Source organism: Pseudobutyrivibrio ruminis HUN009, assembly GCF_000703005.1.
Taxonomy (GTDB): Bacteria; Bacillota; Clostridia; order Lachnospirales; family Lachnospiraceae; genus Pseudobutyrivibrio; species Pseudobutyrivibrio ruminis_A.
The window spans coordinates 105,303-124,015 of the sequence record NZ_JNLH01000001.1; the positions used below are offsets into that span (position 1 = coordinate 105,303).

18 protein-coding genes are annotated in these 18,713 nt (G+C 40.5%); 7 read left to right on the plus strand and 11 right to left on the minus strand.

Annotated features, from left to right (window positions below; genetic code table 11):
• Positions 1-14 precede the first annotated feature (14 nt).
• From BO15_RS0100475 to BO15_RS0100485, 3 genes are read left to right on the plus strand one after another with little or no spacing between them, the layout of a single operon-like run.
• Positions 15-899, plus strand: a complete 885-nt coding sequence (locus BO15_RS0100475; RefSeq protein WP_033151567.1) for a carbohydrate ABC transporter permease — start codon at positions 15-17, stop codon at positions 897-899.
• Positions 900-914: 15 nt separating this feature from the next.
• Positions 915-1,742: a carbohydrate ABC transporter permease gene (locus BO15_RS0100480; protein WP_033151568.1), complete on the plus strand. Its 828-nt coding sequence runs from the start codon at positions 915-917 to the stop codon at positions 1,740-1,742.
• Between the two features lie 10 nt (positions 1,743-1,752).
• Positions 1,753-2,727 (plus strand): glycoside hydrolase family 43 protein, encoded by a 975-nt coding sequence (locus BO15_RS0100485; RefSeq protein ID WP_033151569.1) that lies wholly within the window; start codon positions 1,753-1,755, stop codon positions 2,725-2,727.
• Positions 2,728-2,773: 46 nt separating this feature from the next.
• Here the strand turns inward: BO15_RS0100485 and BO15_RS0100490 are convergent, their stop codons facing one another.
• The 9 genes from BO15_RS0100490 to BO15_RS0100530 all read right to left on the minus strand — a co-directional run bounded on the left by BO15_RS0100490 (position 2,774) and on the right by BO15_RS0100530 (position 14,149).
• Positions 2,774-4,138, minus strand: a complete 1,365-nt coding sequence (locus BO15_RS0100490) for a PFL family protein (protein ID WP_033151570.1) — start codon at positions 4,136-4,138, stop codon at positions 2,774-2,776.
• 8 nt (positions 4,139-4,146) lie between these two features.
• Positions 4,147-4,422 (minus strand): ACT domain-containing protein, encoded by a 276-nt coding sequence (locus BO15_RS0100495; protein ID WP_033151571.1) that lies wholly within the window; start codon positions 4,420-4,422, stop codon positions 4,147-4,149.
• 30 nt (positions 4,423-4,452) lie between these two features.
• Positions 4,453-5,253 (minus strand): MBL fold metallo-hydrolase, encoded by an 801-nt coding sequence (locus tag BO15_RS0100500; RefSeq protein ID WP_033151572.1) that lies wholly within the window; start codon positions 5,251-5,253, stop codon positions 4,453-4,455.
• 18 nt (positions 5,254-5,271) lie between these two features.
• Positions 5,272-7,350 carry a cell division FtsA domain-containing protein gene (locus tag BO15_RS0100505; RefSeq protein ID WP_033151573.1) on the minus strand — a complete coding sequence of 693 codons (2,079 nt, stop codon included), beginning with the start codon at positions 7,348-7,350 and terminating at the stop codon, positions 5,272-5,274.
• A 21-nt stretch (positions 7,351-7,371) separates the two neighbouring features.
• Complete coding sequence (gene coaE, locus BO15_RS13545) at positions 7,372-7,965, minus strand: dephospho-CoA kinase (RefSeq protein WP_033151574.1); 594 nt, start codon at positions 7,963-7,965, stop codon at positions 7,372-7,374.
• Between the two features lie 94 nt (positions 7,966-8,059).
• The gene (gene polA / locus BO15_RS0100515; protein ID WP_033151575.1) at positions 8,060-10,762 is read right to left on the minus strand and encodes a DNA polymerase I; all 2,703 of its coding nucleotides are present in this window, start codon (positions 10,760-10,762) and stop codon (positions 8,060-8,062) included.
• A 34-nt stretch (positions 10,763-10,796) separates the two neighbouring features.
• Positions 10,797-12,590 carry an aminopeptidase P family protein gene (locus BO15_RS0100520; RefSeq protein WP_033151576.1) on the minus strand — a complete coding sequence of 598 codons (1,794 nt, stop codon included), beginning with the start codon at positions 12,588-12,590 and terminating at the stop codon, positions 10,797-10,799.
• Positions 12,590-13,921, minus strand: coding sequence for a glycoside hydrolase family 5 protein (locus BO15_RS0100525; protein WP_052169686.1), 1,332 nt, complete (start codon positions 13,919-13,921; stop codon positions 12,590-12,592). The genes BO15_RS0100520 and BO15_RS0100525 overlap by 1 nt, the downstream gene beginning before the upstream one ends.
• 21 nt (positions 13,922-13,942) lie before the next feature.
• Positions 13,943-14,149 (minus strand): hypothetical protein, encoded by a 207-nt coding sequence (locus BO15_RS0100530; protein WP_033151577.1) that lies wholly within the window; start codon positions 14,147-14,149, stop codon positions 13,943-13,945.
• A 142-nt stretch (positions 14,150-14,291) separates the two neighbouring features.
• Between BO15_RS0100530 and BO15_RS0100535 the strand changes: the two genes are divergently transcribed.
• On the plus strand, positions 14,292-14,537 hold the full coding sequence (locus BO15_RS0100535; RefSeq protein ID WP_033151578.1) for a helix-turn-helix transcriptional regulator: 246 nt from the start codon (positions 14,292-14,294) through the stop codon (positions 14,535-14,537).
• Between the two features lie 12 nt (positions 14,538-14,549).
• Positions 14,550-14,834, plus strand: a complete 285-nt coding sequence (locus BO15_RS13585; RefSeq protein ID WP_157752290.1) for a hypothetical protein — start codon at positions 14,550-14,552, stop codon at positions 14,832-14,834.
• Between the two features lie 36 nt (positions 14,835-14,870).
• Here the strand turns inward: BO15_RS13585 and BO15_RS0100540 are convergent, their stop codons facing one another.
• Positions 14,871-15,269 (minus strand): hypothetical protein, encoded by a 399-nt coding sequence (locus BO15_RS0100540; protein WP_033151579.1) that lies wholly within the window; start codon positions 15,267-15,269, stop codon positions 14,871-14,873.
• A gap of 69 nt (positions 15,270-15,338) precedes the next feature.
• Here BO15_RS0100540 and BO15_RS0100545 point away from each other — a divergent pair, with 69 nt between their 5' ends.
• On the plus strand, positions 15,339-16,550 hold the full coding sequence (locus BO15_RS0100545) for a 6-phosphofructokinase (RefSeq protein ID WP_033151580.1): 1,212 nt from the start codon (positions 15,339-15,341) through the stop codon (positions 16,548-16,550).
• A 168-nt stretch (positions 16,551-16,718) separates the two neighbouring features.
• Positions 16,719-17,213: a DUF2798 domain-containing protein gene (locus BO15_RS0100550; RefSeq protein WP_033151581.1), complete on the plus strand. Its 495-nt coding sequence runs from the start codon at positions 16,719-16,721 to the stop codon at positions 17,211-17,213.
• Positions 17,214-17,360: 147 nt separating this feature from the next.
• Here BO15_RS0100550 and BO15_RS0100555 read toward each other — a convergent pair whose 3' ends face one another.
• On the minus strand, positions 17,361-18,533 hold the full coding sequence (locus BO15_RS0100555; protein WP_033151582.1) for a hypothetical protein: 1,173 nt from the start codon (positions 18,531-18,533) through the stop codon (positions 17,361-17,363).
• Positions 18,534-18,713: the final 180 nt, after the last annotated feature.

Consider the following 18,713-nt stretch of genomic DNA (forward strand, 5'->3'; position numbering starts at 1 on the left):
ATAAGGATATTGTTATGGATAAACTATTAAGAAATAAAAAAGCCATATTCATCTTTATGGCGCCAGCATTTATACTTTTTACATTTGTTCTATTTATACCTATTTGTCAGTCAATCTATTATTCATTCTGTGACTACAATGCACTCACTCCTCCTAAATTCATAGGACTTGAGAATTATAAAAATCTTTTACAAGATAAGACTTTAGCAATTGCATTAAAGAACTCATTGTTCTTTCTTATCTTCTCTTGTGTAACACAGCTTATTATGGGTCTGTTTCTTGCAGCCCTTCTCACAAATATAGACAAAGGAAGAAACGTATTTAAAAACATCATATATTTACCATGCGTTCTTTCTTCTGCAGCATTAGGACTTTTGTGGATGTTTATCTTCAGTCCTAAGCTTGGTATCAACCAATTACTTGCAAAGTTTGGTATCGAAGGCCCTCTGTGGCTCATGGATATAAACGGATTCATAATCCTTCCTATGTGGGTAATCGCTTTCGTAGCCCTTTGGCAATATGTTGGTCAATCTATGATGCTTTACATGGCCCAGATATCAGGCATTAGCAAGTCTCTTTACGAGGCTAGTTACATTGACGGATGCAACAAGGTCAAAAGTTTTCGTTACATCACACTCCCCCTCATCAGACCTATGGTTGCAACCGCAATGTCACTTAATGCTATTGGTTCATTAAAGTTCTTTGATTTGATCTTCAACATGACTGAAGGCGGACCAAACCACAAAACTGAAGTTCTCGCAACACATCTTTATCAGCAAGGCTTCAAATACTTTAAATACGGTTATGCAAGTGCCATCGGTGTACTCTTACTAATCCTGTGTCTGCTTGTAACAGCTTTCATTAATAAAGTTGTAAAAACCGAGCAGTACGAAATGTAATAGGAGGGTTTAGTAATGAAAAAAATATCAATTCCTAAAATTATAATTTATATATTTTTAGTACTCATGGCTGTGCTTTATCTTGCACCACTTCTTTGGGTATTTAACGTATCTTTTAAAACAAATGCAGAAATATTTACAGCACCATTTGCTTTGCCACAGGCTCCTACCTTTGAAAACTTTACATTTGCCTGGACAGCTGGAAAACTTGGCATTGCCACATTAAACTCTTTCATTGTCTGTGTAATCACACTGGCATTAAGCATGATTATCGGTTCAATGGCTGCTTTTGGAATCGCTAGACTCCGTTGGAAATTCGCAAAGCTTTCACTTACATATTTCCTTCTTGGAATGATGATTCCTGTTCACTGTGTAATGATTCCTTTGTTCACTCGTTTTGCAAAGGTTCATCTTACAAACAGCCTAACCGGTTTGATATTGCCATACCTTACATTTGCACTTCCAGTTACTATCTTCATCATGGTTGGCTTCTTCGAAGGTATGCCAAATGAACTTATTGAAAGTGCTTGTATCGATGGTGCTACTATTTACCAGATTTTCTTTAAGGTTTGTCTTCCACTTGGAAAGACTGGCTTATTTGTAACAGGTCTTATGACTTTCATTGCAAACTGGAACGAACTTCTTTTAGCTATGGTATTTATATCAGATGATTTGAAGAAAACCTTGCCAGTTTCACTTTCTAAATTCGTAGGACCATATAATACTAATTATTCCCAGATGTTTGCTGCAATCATTATCGCTATCGTTCCTACAATAATTGTGTACTGTGCATTCTCTAACCAAATTGTTGATGGATTGACCGCTGGTGCAGTTAAGGGCTAAAGGAGACAAAATGAAAAAACAAAACACACCCCTAGTGACACACATTTTTACAGCAGATCCATCTGCACATGTTTTCAACGACAGAATTTATATTTATCCATCCCATGATATTCCTCATGATGGTGAAGACAACGACAATGGTGATGAATACCAGATGCGTGATTATCATATCCTGTCAATGGATGACAAAAGCGATGAGGTTATAGATCACGGCGAAGTTCTACACCAAGACCAGATTCCTTGGGTTAAGGAACAGCTTTGGGCACCTGATGTAGTTTACAAAAACGATACTTACTATTTAGTTTTCCCAGCAAGGGATAAGGATGGAATATTTAAACTTGGAATTGCAGAAAGCAAGAATCCAGAAGGCCCATTTACTCCAAGAAAAGAGCCAATTCCTGGAAGTTTTAGCATCGATCCATGTTCTTTCATCGATGACGATGGAAAGGTTTATATCTACTTTGGCGGTCTTTGGGGCGGCCAGCTTGAAAAATACAGAGAAGGCAGCTTTAATCCGAACGGAACAGAGCCCGAGAAAAATGAACCAGCTGTATGTCCAAAGGTTGCTGTAATGACCGATGATATGGAAGGCTTCGCTTCTACTCCTGCTGATGTTGTAATCCTTGATGAAAACGGCAAGCCTCTTTTAGCTGGAGATGAAGACCGTAGATACTTCGAAGGTCCTTGGATGCATAAATACAATGGTAAATACTACTTCTCTTACTCTACAGGCACAACACATACCATTGCTTACGCCATCGGTGATAATCCACTTGGACCATTTAAATATGCAGGCAAAATTCTTGAGCCTGTTATCGGTTGGACAACTCACCATTCAATTGTTGAGTATCATGATAAATGGTATCTCTTCTATCATGATTGTGAGTATTCAAAAGGAATCAACCATCGCCGTTGCGTAAAATACTGCGAACTTACCTACAACGCAGACGGCACTATCCAGACAATAACTCCTCAATATAATTAATCAAAAAACTCCTAGCAATACCGCTAGGAGCTTTTTGTATCTTCTTTTAGTTTTTAAACGAATGAATAGGTGCTGGGATTCTTCCCTGACGATTTACAAAATCAGCACATGAGAATTTATTAACTGGCATGATTGGAGCATATCCAAAGAGACCACCAAACTCTACTGTATCGCCTACGCCCTTTCCGATTACAGGAATAAGACGAGCTGCTGTTGTCTTTTGATTTACCATACCAAGAGCCATTTCATCAGCAATCATACCTGAGATTGTTGTGGCTGGAGTATCACCAGGAATTGCAATCATATCAAGACCTACAGAACATACGCATGTCATGGCCTCAAGCTTCTCTAGAGTGATTGCACCTGCCTCTACTGAGTTAATCATACCCTGATCCTCTGAAACAGGAATAAAGGCACCGGAAAGGCCTCCTACGTATGAGCTTGCCATTACGCCGCCCTTCTTAACCTGATCATTAAGCATAGCAAGAGCTGCTGTTGTACCAGGTGCGCCTGCATACTCAAGACCGATTTCGCAAAGAATATCTGCTACAGAATCGCCAATAGCTGGTGTTGGAGCAAGTGATAAATCGATGATTCCAAATGGAATGTTAAGACGCTTGCTTGCTTCCTGTGCTACAAGCTGACCAACACGTGTAACCTTGAATGCAGTCTTTTTGATTGTCTCGCAGAGAACCTCGAAGCTTTCACCTCTAACCTGCTCAAGAGCCTTTTTAACTACACCAGGGCCAGAAACACCTACGTTGATAATAGCATCTGCTTCTGTTACGCCGTGGAAAGCGCCTGCCATGAATGGGTTGTCATCAGGAGCGTTGCAGAATACTACAAGCTTCATACAATCAACTGAATCTCTGTCCTTTGAACGGTCAGCCACCTGAAGAAGAATATCTCCCATAAGTCTGACAGCATCCATATTAATACCAGTTTTTGTGGAAGCTAAATTAACTGAGCTACAAACTCTTTCTGTTTCGCAAAGAGCCTGTGGAATTGAACGAATAAGTAATTCATCAGCTGTTGTCATTCCCTTTGAAACAAGAGCTGAGTAACCACCGATAAGATTTGCACCAACTGCTGCTGCGGCCTTGTCCATTGTGTGTGCCAAAGTAACGAAGTCCTCTGGCTTCTTGCAAGCTGCACCGCCGATTAAAGCTATTGGTGTAACAGAAATACGTCTATTAACAATAGGAATGCCGTAATCACTTTCAATTTCCTTTGCAACCTTATCAAGATTCTTTGCAACTGTAGTGATACGGTTGTAAACCTTTTCATTAAGCTTATCTAAATCTGAATCTATGCATTCTAAGAGACTGATACCAATAGTAATAGTACGAACGTCGAGGGTCTGCTCCTCAACCATTTTGTTTGTCTCAAGTACTTCCTGTAGATTAACCATATTCCCTCCTATAATCTGTGCATTGCGTTGAAGATGTCTTCCTTCTGAGCTTTAATCTGAACTCCAATTTCATCTCCAAGCTTTTCCAAATCACACTGAATATCGTCAAAAGCACGTGAGCTTGAATTGATATCTACAATCATCATCATATTGAAGAAGCCTTGAACTATAGTTTGAGTAATATCCAACACATTAACACCGCTCTCTGCCAGATAAGTACAAATACGTGCAATAATACCTACTGTATCTTTGCCAACTACAGTAATAATAACCTTATTCTCCATCTTTTCCTCCTATAGTCCATTATCTACTAGTTATATAACCACCAATTGGGAAACCTCGCTGCGACTTGCAACTGTGATATTGAAATCATTTCCCTTGTATGGAGTGGTTTCATCCATGGTAACTTCGAGTCGGACAGTCTCGTAAGCTAAATCTGGATAATTATTTTCATGGCTTAAATGCCCTAAAAATACGTGTTTAATGTTGTCATTTAAAACCTTGCTTAAAAGCTTACCGCTGGTTTCATTTGACAGATGACCATAATTTCCAAGAATTCTTTGTTTTAAATGATATGGGTATGACCCAACTTCTAGCATGTGGATATCGTGATTGGCCTCTAATAGCATAGCATCAAGGCCTGTTAAATTCTCCACAATATTGCTGTCATAATACCCTAAGTCAGTGCAGACTGCAACCTTAGATTTATCATTTTCTATACGATATGCAACTGGATCAGCCGCGTCATGGCTGATGTGGAATGGGTGAATTTTAAGACTACCTAAGACGAAGTCCTCATTGGGCTTGATAACATGAAAAAGAGTGTCATCGATAGCCCCAAGGCTCTTCATAGAACGTATTGCTCTGATGGTACCAGCTGTAGCATAAATTGGAATGTGATATTTACGAGAAACAACACCGAGACCAGAAACATGGTCTGAATGTTCGTGGGTCACAAGAAGACCAGCCATATCGGCTGTGGTGTAATCGTACTGATTCATACCTGCTTCTATGCGTTTTCCAGAAATACCAGCGTCAATCATTACGTGGGTGCTGCTGTCACCCACGCAAATGCAATTACCGCTGCTACCACTTGCAATACTAAAAAAATCCATTACTAAAATACTTCCTTACTAACTTTCGCTCCATCTAATTTCGACTTCATCGCCAGCGTTAAGATCCTTGGCGTAGCCGCATGGCTGTCCATTAACCTTTGTGATGAGCTGTCTACCGCCACCTGTGCTTGGGTCGAAATTGATGAGATTGTATACATCTACAAAGATGTAATCCCTTTTACCTGCCAAGACCATGTCCTTGCCATTGACCTTGATAGGGATTTCAACGGTTTCGATTTTCATTCTTGTACGAGCATCCTCTGCTGGTGTATCAGGTGCTGCTGGAGCTTCATAATCCTCTGGCATACCCTCTGATTCATCAACAATATAATCTGCTCTGTAGGCAATTTGATTTGTAGTTGTCCATTCGATTGCAAAGTTTTCATATACAAGGGATTCCTTGGTAGACGGACGGTTGTTTACAAGGATTTCATATCTGTCATCGATTGTAACATCCATAAACTCTGCCAATTGGCCAACTGTGTAGAATGGTCGAGTCTCGATAACATCTCCATCCTTAACTGAATATGTAGGTGGTTCCATAGAACCATTAACCTCAACAAACTTTGGGCACTTAACTCTATGCCCACAAACATTGAAATAAAGGTATTCTGTAGTAAACTCTGCTAAATCAGCAATTGTACCACGTCCACCTTCGCCAACAGTAGAAGGAACTACTGTAACATCTGCGTTAAACTCAAGTGGTGTGTTGATTCCAACTGATTTGCCATTCATTGTAACAACTGCGGATTCGCCCTCTGTACCACGAATCATACGTGATACACCGTTGACTGTGAAGTTGATTTCACGGCCACGTCTTGGGAACAGCTGATCAGCAGAGAAGCCTGCCTGCATAGCTGCATCTACAATTGTAAGTTGTCCATTATCATAAAGCTTCATCATCTCACCATTGAAGTGAATCATAATGAAGTTGTTCTTTGTCTCGTAGTAATTCAAGCAGATACCGATTGGTGTAACAAGAAGTGAATCCTTTGCTATATCCTCCTGCTCGAATACAATGTTTTTCATTACTTCCTCGCCACGAAGAGCAACACGCTCAGGGACGATTTTCAGGTCTGCTGCAAGAGCTTCTGTAAAGCCGTGGATTTTTCCACCACCGCCAACAACAAATGCTGCAGATACAGATTTACCTCCATTAAGCTCCTTAATCTTTTCTGCAACCTCGGAAGCTATCTTCTTCATAACCGGCTCTGTAAGCTTCCAAACATCCTCTGATTTGATGGTATGGCTAAGGCCCATAATATCCTCGTATGTGATTTCTCCGCCTTCGGTTGAAGCGCGCTTAATTTGCTCTGCTGTAGCAAAATCTACAAGGTATTCATGAACCAATACCTCTGTAAGCTCATCACCAGCCATAGGAATCATGCCATATGCGATGATGCTGCCGTCTCTGGTGACACAGATATCGGATGTACCTGCACCAACATCGATAAGGGCGATATTAAGCATTCTGAAGCTCTGTGGGATTGCAACATTGATAGCTGCAATAGGCTCCAATGTAAGGTTGGCAACTGAAAGATCTGCCTTGCCAACTGCTGAATAAAGACCATCAACTACATCCTCTGGAAGGAATGTTACGATGATGTCCTCTCCGATTGTATCGGCCTTGTGGTCCTCAAGGGATGTGAAAACATCTCCGTTTAAGTAATATTTAACAGTAGAATAACCTACACAGAAGAACTTGTATTTATTGTCCTCGTCGCCTTTGATTTCCTTACCAGCCTGCTCGATACCCATCATATCAAGTGTATGTAAGTCCTCTCCGGTAACAACTGTTTCCTCTGGGAATTCCATCTCTACGTGAGTAGTGATTGTACGAAGCACACGACCAGCGGCAGCGATACATACTTCTGATAATGCAAGACCTGTCTGTGCTTCAAGGTCTTTTTTCACCTCATCGCATGTAGCACCTACTCGACCGATATCGTGAATCTGACCGTCAAGCATGGCTCTGGTATCGTGTTCTTTAAGATTTTGAGCGATAACATGAAATTCATCGCCATCAAGATATCCTACTGTACCAATGACATTTCTGGTACCAATATCAAGTCCAAATACAATATCTTTCTTCTCCATATAAGTTACTCTCCTCGGGAATTATTCGTGAATAATCTGGCGCAACTGAGCAAGTGTTTGCTCCTTTGTGCCACTGTTGTCTATGATTCTGTTGCAGTGAGCTCTGAAGCTCTCCTCACTGCGTTGTGTACTGATTGTTTTTGCGATTCGTTCTTTGGAATATCCGCGAGTCTCCATAAGGCGTTTTTCCCTTACTTCCTGGCTTGCATAGATATACCACATCTCATCCACAAGTTTACCATAACCGCATTCTATGAGCAATGCAGCTTCAAAGAAAAAATACTCTATATTGTGCTTTTCTTTCTCAGCTTCCACTTGATTTAGTACTTCTGTTTGTACTGCTGGATGTACTATTCCATTTACCGCCTCGCGAAGACTGTTGTCAGCAAACATAAACTTTGCCATCTTAGGTCTGTCAATTTCACCCTGAGGGTCTAAAATGCTTTCTGGCCATGGCAATGCCACCACCTTATCAAAGCATTCTTTTCCTGGTCTCATTAAATCCGCAGCAACCAAATCTGCCAGTAAGACCTTACAATTAAAGTTTTCCTCTAGTAAAGAGAGCACCGTGCTTTTTCCAGCACCGATGCCCCCTGTAATGCCTATAAAATACATAGCTTATCTCCTGTCCACGGGAAAACACAGCCATCTAAAATTGCCTTCGGCAAGGCTGTGTTGTGGCAAACTTTTCTTTCAGAAAAATTTGCTTTTAATGTGCCTCTGCCCAATTCATTCCAGTTTTCATATCGATTTCCAAATCAACTGCCAGTGAAGCCGCATGCTCCATCTCTTCTGCAACAAGCTTTTCAACCTGTGCCTGCTCGTCCTTGAATGTCTCAATAAGGAGCTCATCATGAACCTGAAGCAATAGCTTTGATTTGAGATTCTCTTTTAATAATCTGTCATGAACATTTACCATAGCAATTTTGATGATATCTGCAGCTGTACCCTGAATTGGGGAATTCATAGCTACTCTCTCACCAAACTGTCTTGTCATAAAGTTTGAAGATTTAAGCTCTGGGATAGGACGACGTCTGCCGTACATAGTAGTAACATAGCCCTTTTCATTGCCCTCAGCCTTTAATCCCTCTAAGAATTCATGCATCTTTGGATATGCAACAAAATAATTATCGATATATTCCTGAGCTTCTTTTCTGCCAACTCCGATGTCCTTTGCAAGGCCAAATGCACTGATTCCATAAACTATTCCAAAGTTTACAGCCTTAGCGCTGCGGCGCTGAATATCTGTAACCTCGTCGAATGGTGTGTTGAACACCAAAGATGCTGTTGAGCGGTGAATATCCTGTCCAGCCTTGAATGCACCGATAAGATTTTCGTCCCCAGACATATGAGCTAATACTCGAAGCTCTATCTGAGAATAGTCAGCGTCAATGAATACGCAGCCATCCTTTGGATAGAACACCTTGCGGATTTCACGGCCAAGCTCCATTCTAACTGGGATGTTTTGAAGGTTTGGCTCAGTAGAGCTGATTCGTCCTGTAGCTGTAACTGTCTGCATAAATGTAGAACGAATTCTGCCGTCTGAATCTAAGCAATTTGCAAGGCCATCTGCATATGTACTCTTAAGCTTTGCAAGCTGTCTATATTCCAAAATATCATTAATGATAGGATTTGCTGGAGCAAGCTCTTCAAGAATATCTGCTGCTGTAGAATAACCTGTTTTGGTCTTCTTACCGCCCTGGATTCCAAGTTTTTCAAACAAAATCACACCAAGCTGCTTAGGAGAATTGATATTGAACTCCTCACCAGCCTGCTCATAAACGCTCTTTTCAAGCTCTGTGATACGCACTGCAAGCTTGCTTCCATATGCTGATAGAGCCTCAGCGTCCATTGCAATACCTGCTATTTCCATATCAAACAATGTATAAACTAAAGGAAGCTCAATATCCTCGTAGATATGAAGCATTCCCTGTTCTTTTATTTCAGAAATAACCTTTTCGAATGAAGCGTAAGCTACATATGCATTGTAGCAAGCATAGGTTGTAATATGCTCAAGCTCTGAATCATCTTCTAAGGCTGCCTCAAGCTTTTTCTTGCCAAATAAATCTGCCACTGCAGGGATGATTACACCAAGCATCTCGCTTGCCACATCGTCTGCTGTGTAGGCATTTTTAGTTGGATTTAAAAGATATGCTGCAACTGCAACATCGCAGGCAGTTGGGAATATTTCAGCCTTTCCACCATTTGCATCTACCTGCGCTTTTTCCTCTGCAGAGAAAAGCTGATAGATGATGTGCATTGCATTTTTTAAATCCCAGAAGCAAAGCTTCACGCCCGCCTTGCTGATTTCTACAAGCTTGTGTCCTAAATAATCAGGAGTAATAAAGCCTGCGCAATCAACATAAACAGTCTCATCACCTACAGAAAGGGCTACACCCTTAATTGATTTATCTGCACCTGCCATAATGCTTGCGCCGATAAAGTCTTTTCCACTTTTGCTTAAACCTGCAAAGAAGTTTTCCACATCTGACAAGTCAGAGATGTGCTTAAATGTCTCCGATGTGGTGTCTTGTACCTTTGAAGTGTCTGTGTTTTCGAATCTTGGGAGAAGCTTTTTGAGCTCGTAACGCTTGCAGAGAAGATATGCCTCCTCTGTGAAAAGGTTTTCAAGCTTTGTAGAGCCTTCCTCAAGCTCGATTGGAGCATGTACATTGATAGTAGCAAGCTCCTTTGATAATACTGCAATATCCCACTGAGCAATGAAATTATCTAGGACTTTCCCCTTTTTCATTTCATCCACATGGGCATGGCACTCTTCGATTGAGCCATACTGAGCAATCCACTTTTCAGCTGTCTTTGGACCAACGCCTTCAACACCTGGAATATTATCGCTAGCATCACCCTGAAGTGCCTTAACATCTATAAACTGCTTTGGTGTAACACCATAAGCTTCCTTAACATCAGCGGCATAATACTGCTCGATTTCAGTGCCACCTTTTTTTGTCTTTGGAATTGAAATCTTAACTTTGTCTGTAGCAAGCTGAAGAAGATCTCTATCTCCGGAAACGATAGTTACATCGAATCCTTTTTCCTCACCAATTCTAGAAAGAGTTCCAAGAATATCATCTGCTTCCCATCCCTCTAATGTGATTACAGGCACACCCATAGCTTTAAGCATTTCCTGAATACGAGGAATCTGCTCCTTAAGCTCTGGAAGCATTGGCTTTCTAGTGCCTTTGTATGCATCATACATTTTGTGGCGGAACGTTGGAGCTGAAACATCAAATGCAACAGCAAAGTTGTCAGGCTTTTCGTCGTCGATAAACTTGAGCATCATATTCAGGAAGCCAAAAATGGCTCCTGTATGCTCCCCCTGACTATTTGTAAGATCTGGAACACCATAGAATGCACGATTGGCAATGCTATGACCGTCAATCAATAATAATTTCATTACATTATCCTCTCGCTAGTTAACTACTAGCTATTTATACTTCATGAGTTTCTTTCTCCAGCCATGCATATTCCTCGTCGGTTAGGTATGGCTTAAGTGTTTCACGAACGAATGCGTGATATTCGTTAAGAGTCTTCTTTTCTGCCTCTGTCATCATCTCTGGGATAACTGGATCAAGATCGATTGGGCAAACTGTAAGCGACTCAAAGTGACGGAAATCACCGTACTCTGTTGTCTCACCAGCTACGCAAAGAAGCTCATTTTCAATTCTGATACCGAAGCCGTCTTCAATGTAAAGGCCTGGTTCGTCAGTTGTGATCATTCCTGGCTGAAGCTCTGCAGCGTTCTTGCCCTGTGGAACTCTCCAACGGAAGTTGTTTGGTCCCTCGTGAACATTGAGGATGTGACCAACACCGTGACCTGTACCACAACGGTAATCAAGCCCCATATCCCAAACTGGACCACGTGAAAGTACATCAAGGTTTGCTCCTGTAACTCCCTTAGGGAAGTTTGCAGCCATAAGTCTTAAGTGACAACGAAGAACTACTGTGTAGTACTCCTTCATCTGCTGTGTAAGCTCACCAAGAGCGATTGTTCTAGTGATATCTGTAGTACCTTCAAGGTAGTGGGCTCCTGAATCAACAAGAAGGAATCCTTCTGGCTTAAGTGTTGCTTCTGAGCCTGGCTTAGCGCTGTAGTGCATCATTGCAGCGTTTGGACCATATGCTGAAATTGTATTAAATGATAAATCTACAAAGTGCTCCTGTTCACGACGTCTAGCCTCGAAGTAGTCTGAAGCTGTGATTTCTGTCATTGGCTCCTTTGTAATGTTTTCTTTGATGTATTTGATAGTCTTTGTGCAAGCTACACCATCTTTGATGTGAGCTAATCTTGTGTTCTTGATTTCTGTCTCGTTCTTAACTGCACGCATAAGCTCTGAAGGGTTCTTGCCATCGATAATCTTTGCTGAGCCCTTTAATGCCTTAACGATGTTGTAGTTAACGATTTCCTGATCAAGAAGGATACGTCTGTTAGCCATATCAGCGCTCTGCATATAGTGATAAACCATATCATATGGATAAAGCTTTACGCTGTTGTCGTTGAGGTATCTCATAGCCTCCTCTGGCCAATTTGTTGTGTCTGTAAATAAGATTACGCTATCATCTGTAATAAGAAGGAATGAAAGGAAAACTGGTACGTTTGCAATATCATTTCCTCTAAGATTAAGGATATATGCAATATCATAAAGGCTTGTTACTAAGTGTGCATCTGCCTTTTTCTTTTTCATCTTTTCGCGGATGCGGTAAATCTTTGCCTGCATGCTCTCACCTGAGAACTCATCCTCAAGTACCCATGTTGTAGCCTTTGGAAGCTCTGGTCTGTCTTCCCAGATAATATCAACTAAATCCTCTGTTGTAGCAAGTTCACCACCCTTGTCCTGAGCAATATCAAAATACTTAGCAGCATTCTTTGCTGATACGCATCTGCCATCAAATCCGAGACATCCTCCCTCAGGGAAGTTCTTCTCGATAAATTCTTCTACCTCTGGAACCTTTGGCTCACCCATTTTTTCAAGGATAACCTCTGAGCCTGCAATCTGTTTTGCAGCCTGTACAAAGTAACGTCCATCTGTCCAAAGATGTGCCTCTGTCTTTGTGATAACAGCTGTTCCTGCTGAGCCTGTAAAGCCTGTCATAAAGCTACGAGCCTTAAAGTGCTCTCCTACATATTCTGATGAATGGAAGTCATCTGTTGGAATCAGGTAAAGATCGATTCCTCTCTCATTCATTAATTCTCTAAGTTTTGCGATTTTCTCATTTGTTGTCATTATCTCTTTTTCTCCATATTACTTTTTTCTTGCTTGAGCTTTTGCTCTTTTTCATTTATGTCTTCTGATGTTTCATCAGAGATTTCTTCATCATCCTGCTTGCTTGTATCTATTGATTGAAGCATATTGACGAAATACTGGCCTTGTTCAGAAAGCTCCTCTTCCTCCCAGTCAGCTGTCTTGTTGCAATCTGAACTAATCAAAGCAGAACCCTCTGCCTTATTTGAAAGATTCCAAATGCAAGTTGAAAGCTGATACTCATCAATAATATCCTGCCATTTAGCAGCTTCCTTTGTATCAACAGAACCATCGCCATCAGCTGAAACAAAGCCATACTCAGAAATGAATACTGGAAGGCCTGCATCTAAAGCGTCTGTAAGTGTGTTTCTAGCGCTGGATTTGTGTGTGCCTGCATAGAAATGATATGTGTACATGATGTTGTCATAATCAAGTGGAGCTTCCACAACTGAATCAAGATCACTAGACCAGTTTGGAGTACCGACTAAAATCACTGCATCACTATCCACATTTCTGATTACAGGAATTACTTCATCCGCATAAGCACAGATATCTTCCCATGTAGTGTCACCGTTTGGCTCATTGCAAATCTCGTAGATAACATTTTCGTTGTCTTCGTATTTACGAACCATCTCTCCAAAGAACTGAATAGCCTGTGCTTTGTATTCATTTGGATTGCTATCATTTAAGATATGCCAATCGATGATGACATACATATCGTTTTCTGTTGCAGCTTCAACTGCAGCATCGATGTTGTCCTTTAATGTATTTTGAACATCCTCTCCTGCCACGCAATAGCCATTGTAATCGCTTGTGTACATAGCAAGGCGGATAACATTGATTCCCCAGTTATTTCTAAGAGATTCGATAGTCTCTGGTGTGACATATTCAGGATACCAGCTAAGACCATGTGAGCTAACACCTGTAAGCACTGCTACATCGCCTGATTCATCTACAAGCTTGCCGTCCTCTACATGAAGGGCTCCATAATAATCAAGTGAAACACCTGTAGTAGCTGCTGTAGTCTGTGGTTCTTCTTCCACTTCCTCAGTAGTCTCTTCTTCTGGCTCTTCTGGCTCTTCTACCTTTTCTACCTCTTTTTCAAGTGCTTCCTCTTTAGCAGTAGCCTCCTTAACCTTTTCAGCTTCCTGCTCCTCAGCAACCTGCGGCTCCTCTTCCTGCTTTTCAGTTACTTCCCAAGGAAATACCACACTGCCCTTGGCATAGCTTACTCCAAATACTCCAGCGATAATTGCTATCGCAAGAATTATTATTAACAATACTGTTCTGAATTTCTGCTTTTTTGAAACCATACCATTCTCCTTATTTTTAATTTAGTCGAAAGTTACAGCAGCCTCTCCATTGTGAGCATACTGAATATAATCATAGAGGCGTGAACTGGTTAAAAGATCTGTAGCCTCAAGGTCAAAATCGTAATCAGCAAAATCTACTTCTTCGATAAACTTATCTAACTCCTCATTGCTAAGTGAGTTTACATATTCTTTTATTTCTACAATTGTTTTTCCTGTTAAATCGTACATACATAACCTCTTTTCTATAAAACATTCTTCTTAAGATTATAGTACATTCTCCCCTTTTAAAAAAGAATGTTTTTGTTGTGAAACTCGTTGTAGTCTGTTATCATATATGATAACATTATAGTATCGAATTGGTGGGTAGCTAATGAAGGAAAGATATTCAGATGGAATCATTTCATCTCAAGCCATAGCAGCCCGGCGTTCCATTGCAAAACAGCTTAAGGACGCACGCAAATCCCTGCATCTCACGCAGGAGGTTCTAGCTGATATGGCCGGCACGAAAAAATCAAATATCTCCCGCATGGAAAGCGGCAAATACAATCCCTCATTGGATTTTCTAGTGAAGGTTGCAAATTCTATGGGTAAAGAAATAAACATACACTTGGATTGATAGGAAATTGTTATGAGAAAGAAACCAAAGCTTGCCAAAAACATTGATAAAGACGTTGTCTTATGCGAAATCACAAACAGAATAGTATCAAATCGTACTTCTAATCTACTTCTTCATGAATCAGTACCCTTTTCAAAGAATTGGCACCGAGTGCCATTCTTCAAGCGCAGATCTTACAATGGAGCCAGAAACGTCTGTGTTATTTCAATTAGTCGTACACAATATTCAAGAGCCCGCCGTGTCCTTAATCTTCTAGAAGACCGTGACTACAACAGACTCTTACTAAACATCATATAAAATGAGTGCCAGGTCTTTTAAAAACCTGGCACTTTTTTAATCTCTATTTCTTATTAATTTATATATACCTATTATAATTCCTCGTATCAGGGCATATATCAAGAACATCAGCATAAAGCCCCACACGCCAAACACGATATCTTCAAACTCCATAGCGCCTGAGCCTGTAATCTTTTGCTCGATTTCGATGGCGAAGGTAAGAAGAAGGATTAACGTAAATACGTATATCCAACTTATTACAAGCACGTGACCTGTTTTGGCCAAAAGTGAGAAAAGTGGCTGAACAACAAAAATCATAGCCATGCCAATTGCGCCAATCACAAGGAAATGTAGCTCTTTATCTGTGAAATTTGCCTCATATGCATCATTCAGAGAAAGAAGATATGTGTGCATGTCGTTAATAAAATCCAAAATAGCGTATAAAAAGGTGTTCATAGTATCTCTCCTTATGTTAGAATAATCCCTAGAAGCTTAATTATAAGCATACGTTCGGGAGGTAATCAAATGGGAAACATCATCGTCGCACAGTCGGGCGGACCAACTGTGGCAATCAATGCCAGTCTTGCTGGCGTCATCGAGGGAGCCTTGTCTTCTAAATACGACAAGATTTACGGTTCCATCAACGGAATTATCGGCATTAAGGATGACAACATCATCGACTTAACCGAAACAATAAAATCTGATTCCAATTTTCTAAAAAAACTTAAAGTTACTCCAGCCATGTACCTTGGCTCATGTCGTTTCAAGCTTCCAAGCGTCACTTCAAACGACCCTATCTATAATACCCTATTTCAGCAATTTAAAAAATATGATATCGAAGCATTTTTCTACATCGGTGGAAACGACTCCATGGATACTGTAGACAAGCTTTCAGCATATGCAAAATCAATAGAATCTCCTATTAGATTTATCGGTGTGCCAAAGACTGTAGACAACGATTTGTGTGTAACAGATCATACTCCTGGTTTTGGCTCAGCTGCAAAATACATTGCTACCACCACTATGGAGGTTATTTACGACGCTAAAATCTACAACTCTCCTAGTGTTACTATTATAGAAGTAATGGGACGAGATGCTGGATGGCTTACAGCCGCCACATCTCTTGCAAGAAATAACTGCTGCTGCGGACCAGATTTAATCTATCTTCCAGAGGTTCCATTTAACACAGAGGTATTTGTAAACGATTTATCTCGTCTTTTAAAGGAAAAGACAAATATAGTTGTAGCTGTATCCGAGGGAATTCGTGATGCTAATGGTGAATATATCTCTGCATCTACAGGCCAATTAGACAACTTTGGTCACGCACAGCTTTCAGGTGCTGGCAAGACTCTTGAATATATTGTAAAGGATAGACTTGGCGTAAAGGTTCGTTCAATAGAAGTAAACGTTTTACAAAGAGCTGCTGCTCATATGAGCTCACTTACTGATTTAAAAGAATCTGTAGAGCTTGGTAAGCACGGAGTGCAGTATGCGGAAGAAGGTGTAACAGGTGCAATGGTAGTTCTTAACCGCACAAGTAACGCACCATACACTGTAGACTACAGCTATGCGACTATCCACGATATTGCAAACGAAGCAAAGGAAGTTCCTCAGGAATGGATTAATGAAAGCCACAACTGGGTTACAGATGAAATGTTAGAATACCTCAAGCCTCTAGTAATTGGGGAGCCTGAGCTTGAATACGAAAACGGCCTACCTGTTTACGTAACAAGATAATTTTGCACATTTCACAAAATTAACACTTACATTTTGTTGAAAATCATGTTATCATTGCTGACGCAACAAAAGATAATATGGTTTAATTGGAAACGACACATCCTCCGGATGATAACGAACAACACATGTAATTTTATGTATTATTCATTATCAGAAGGAGGATTTATTATGCCTAAAAACAAATTTCAAGACGTAGTATTAACTATAATTATGGCCACTGTTATGGTTTACGGAATGGTGGTTTACAACGTTGCATTAAACACAGGTGGAGTAACAGGTCAGACATTCCTTTTAGCACTCCATGAGCTTCCTATAATGGTGCCTATCGCATTCATTCTTGAGTTTTTCATCGTTGGTAAGCTTGCACGTGCCCTTGCATTTTCTGTAATGAAACCTACTGACAGACCTCAGTTCATTACATACGCTATCTCAATTTGCATTTGCTGCATCATGTGCCCAACAATGAGCCTTGTAGCTACTATTCTTTTCAAGGACACTCACACATTTGGAACATGGATTCAGACATGGGCTATGAACTTCCCAATGGCACTTCTTTATCAGTTGTTCTATTGTGGACCATTTGTAAGACTTATCTTTAGAACTATTTTCCGTGAGAAGAAAGTAGAAACTTCTTATGAAAGCGAAGCTGTTGAGGCTGCGTAAGATTTATAGGGCATAAGATAAGAGCTGTCACATTTAAAATGTGGCAGCTCTTTTTGTTCTTGCTTTTGAGTCGCAGCATGTGGGGTTGTGGCTGTTCTCTTTTTTTACATGCCGCTATTTAGGGCTAGATTTTTCTATAAATAATTATTATTCTGCTGCTTCAAAGGTATATGTATCAGATATTGTTAATCCATCGTCACCTTCTATAGCTACATTAACAGTAACACTTTCTGCGGAAGATTCAACAAAACCAAATCCTACAGTATATTCTGTACTTGTAGTTCCATTTTCATCTGCAACAACAGGGGAAGGTGTGCTAATATATTCAGAAGTTACAGTAGTTTCTACACCATTTGTTTCTCGCGAATTTGGTTGTATATCGTAGTCTGTCTTTGTCTCAGCACCTGTTGTAATATAAATGTCGGCTGTTGTATCTTCTAAAGTTGAGCTTGTATTTTCTGCAGACCATGCACTAACAGGTATAGAAGCTATTCGATAGTTTAAATCTAATTTATCATTCCCATCCTTTACAGCAACATAACCATCAGTACTAGATATAAGTGTTATAGCTGCTAGTGTATCTCCATCCAATTGCCATGCACCATACGACTGAAGGTTCTGTCCTACATAAATTCCAATATGTAAACCATTACCAGCAGTAATTGTACCCACTTTTTCCAATCCATCTAATGCTGATCCCCCACCAGCTGCATCATCTGCAACTATAACGACTGAACCACCTGTGGCTGCTGCCCTCTGCTCTGCGATTGCGATAGACTGTCTTACAGCCCCGTAATCATTTGTTCCTAGATAAACAGCAACTCTATATACATCAGGAGTGATTACTATAGAATCGTTAGCAAGGCCGATTACTGTAATGCCAGCTTCTGCGCAAGCTGCAATTGTTGTGATATTTCTGCCGACGGCTTTACCTTCCGTTGCATAGTGTCTATAGTAGCTTAAAATATCAGTACCAAACTGAGCTTTCAAATCACCATATGCACTAGCGTATGCCGCAGGGTCGAAGTCTGCGCTACCTGTTCTTCCTTCAAACACGCCCTTAGTACAGAAATGATTAAAGAGGGCTTCATAGCTATCTCCGTATTGTTCAACTACATCAGGATTTTGCTCCTTGTAGTATTCAAGATCAAAGAAGCTCTTTAATATCTGAGCATCCTCATCAGTGATTGTTCCATAATGAACAAGTTCTGGAAACTGTGCCTGTGTCAAACCAGCTGCACTAACCTCAAACCCAGAAAATGCTAACATTGCCACCATGGCAATCGCCATTGCAAACCCCAAAACATTTTTTCTATTCATAGACTGTCTTCTCCTTTCCATCTTTGCCTTGATGCAAAGATTTTGCTACGAATGAGTTGACTGTTAGCATAGATGGAATTAGTGAAAAAACTGCGAATAATCCGTGATTCTGGGGGATAGTTTTAGTATAGGTATCAGAACAGAAGCCCACAAATTCAATATTTCTTTACCTATCCCAAT

Excerpts from the sequence above, each read along its gene's own strand:
- BO15_RS0100475 (WP_033151567.1), top strand. The coding sequence starts at position 15 with ATGGATAAACTATTAAGAAATAAAAAAGCCATATTCATCTTTATGGCG.
- BO15_RS0100480 (WP_033151568.1), top strand. The coding sequence starts at position 915 with ATGAAAAAAATATCAATTCCTAAAATTATAATTTATATATTTTTAGTA.
- BO15_RS0100485 (WP_033151569.1), top strand. The coding sequence starts at position 1,753 with ATGAAAAAACAAAACACACCCCTAGTGACACACATTTTTACAGCAGAT.
- BO15_RS0100490 (WP_033151570.1), bottom strand. The coding sequence starts at position 4,138 with ATGGTTAATCTACAGGAAGTACTTGAGACAAACAAAATGGTTGAGGAG.
- BO15_RS0100495 (WP_033151571.1), bottom strand. The coding sequence starts at position 4,422 with ATGGAGAATAAGGTTATTATTACTGTAGTTGGCAAAGATACAGTAGGT.
- BO15_RS0100500 (WP_033151572.1), bottom strand. The coding sequence starts at position 5,253 with ATGGATTTTTTTAGTATTGCAAGTGGTAGCAGCGGTAATTGCATTTGC.
- BO15_RS0100505 (WP_033151573.1), bottom strand. The coding sequence starts at position 7,350 with ATGGAGAAGAAAGATATTGTATTTGGACTTGATATTGGTACCAGAAAT.
- coaE (WP_033151574.1), bottom strand. The coding sequence starts at position 7,965 with ATGTATTTTATAGGCATTACAGGGGGCATCGGTGCTGGAAAAAGCACG.
- polA (WP_033151575.1), bottom strand. The coding sequence starts at position 10,762 with ATGAAATTATTATTGATTGACGGTCATAGCATTGCCAATCGTGCATTC.
- BO15_RS0100520 (WP_033151576.1), bottom strand. The coding sequence starts at position 12,590 with ATGACAACAAATGAGAAAATCGCAAAACTTAGAGAATTAATGAATGAG.
- BO15_RS0100525 (WP_052169686.1), bottom strand. The coding sequence starts at position 13,921 with ATGGTTTCAAAAAAGCAGAAATTCAGAACAGTATTGTTAATAATAATT.
- BO15_RS0100530 (WP_033151577.1), bottom strand. The coding sequence starts at position 14,149 with ATGTACGATTTAACAGGAAAAACAATTGTAGAAATAAAAGAATATGTA.
- BO15_RS0100535 (WP_033151578.1), top strand. The coding sequence starts at position 14,292 with ATGAAGGAAAGATATTCAGATGGAATCATTTCATCTCAAGCCATAGCA.
- BO15_RS13585 (WP_157752290.1), top strand. The coding sequence starts at position 14,550 with ATGAGAAAGAAACCAAAGCTTGCCAAAAACATTGATAAAGACGTTGTC.
- BO15_RS0100540 (WP_033151579.1), bottom strand. The coding sequence starts at position 15,269 with ATGAACACCTTTTTATACGCTATTTTGGATTTTATTAACGACATGCAC.
- BO15_RS0100545 (WP_033151580.1), top strand. The coding sequence starts at position 15,339 with ATGGGAAACATCATCGTCGCACAGTCGGGCGGACCAACTGTGGCAATC.
- BO15_RS0100550 (WP_033151581.1), top strand. The coding sequence starts at position 16,719 with ATGCCTAAAAACAAATTTCAAGACGTAGTATTAACTATAATTATGGCC.
- BO15_RS0100555 (WP_033151582.1), bottom strand. The coding sequence starts at position 18,533 with ATGAATAGAAAAAATGTTTTGGGGTTTGCAATGGCGATTGCCATGGTG.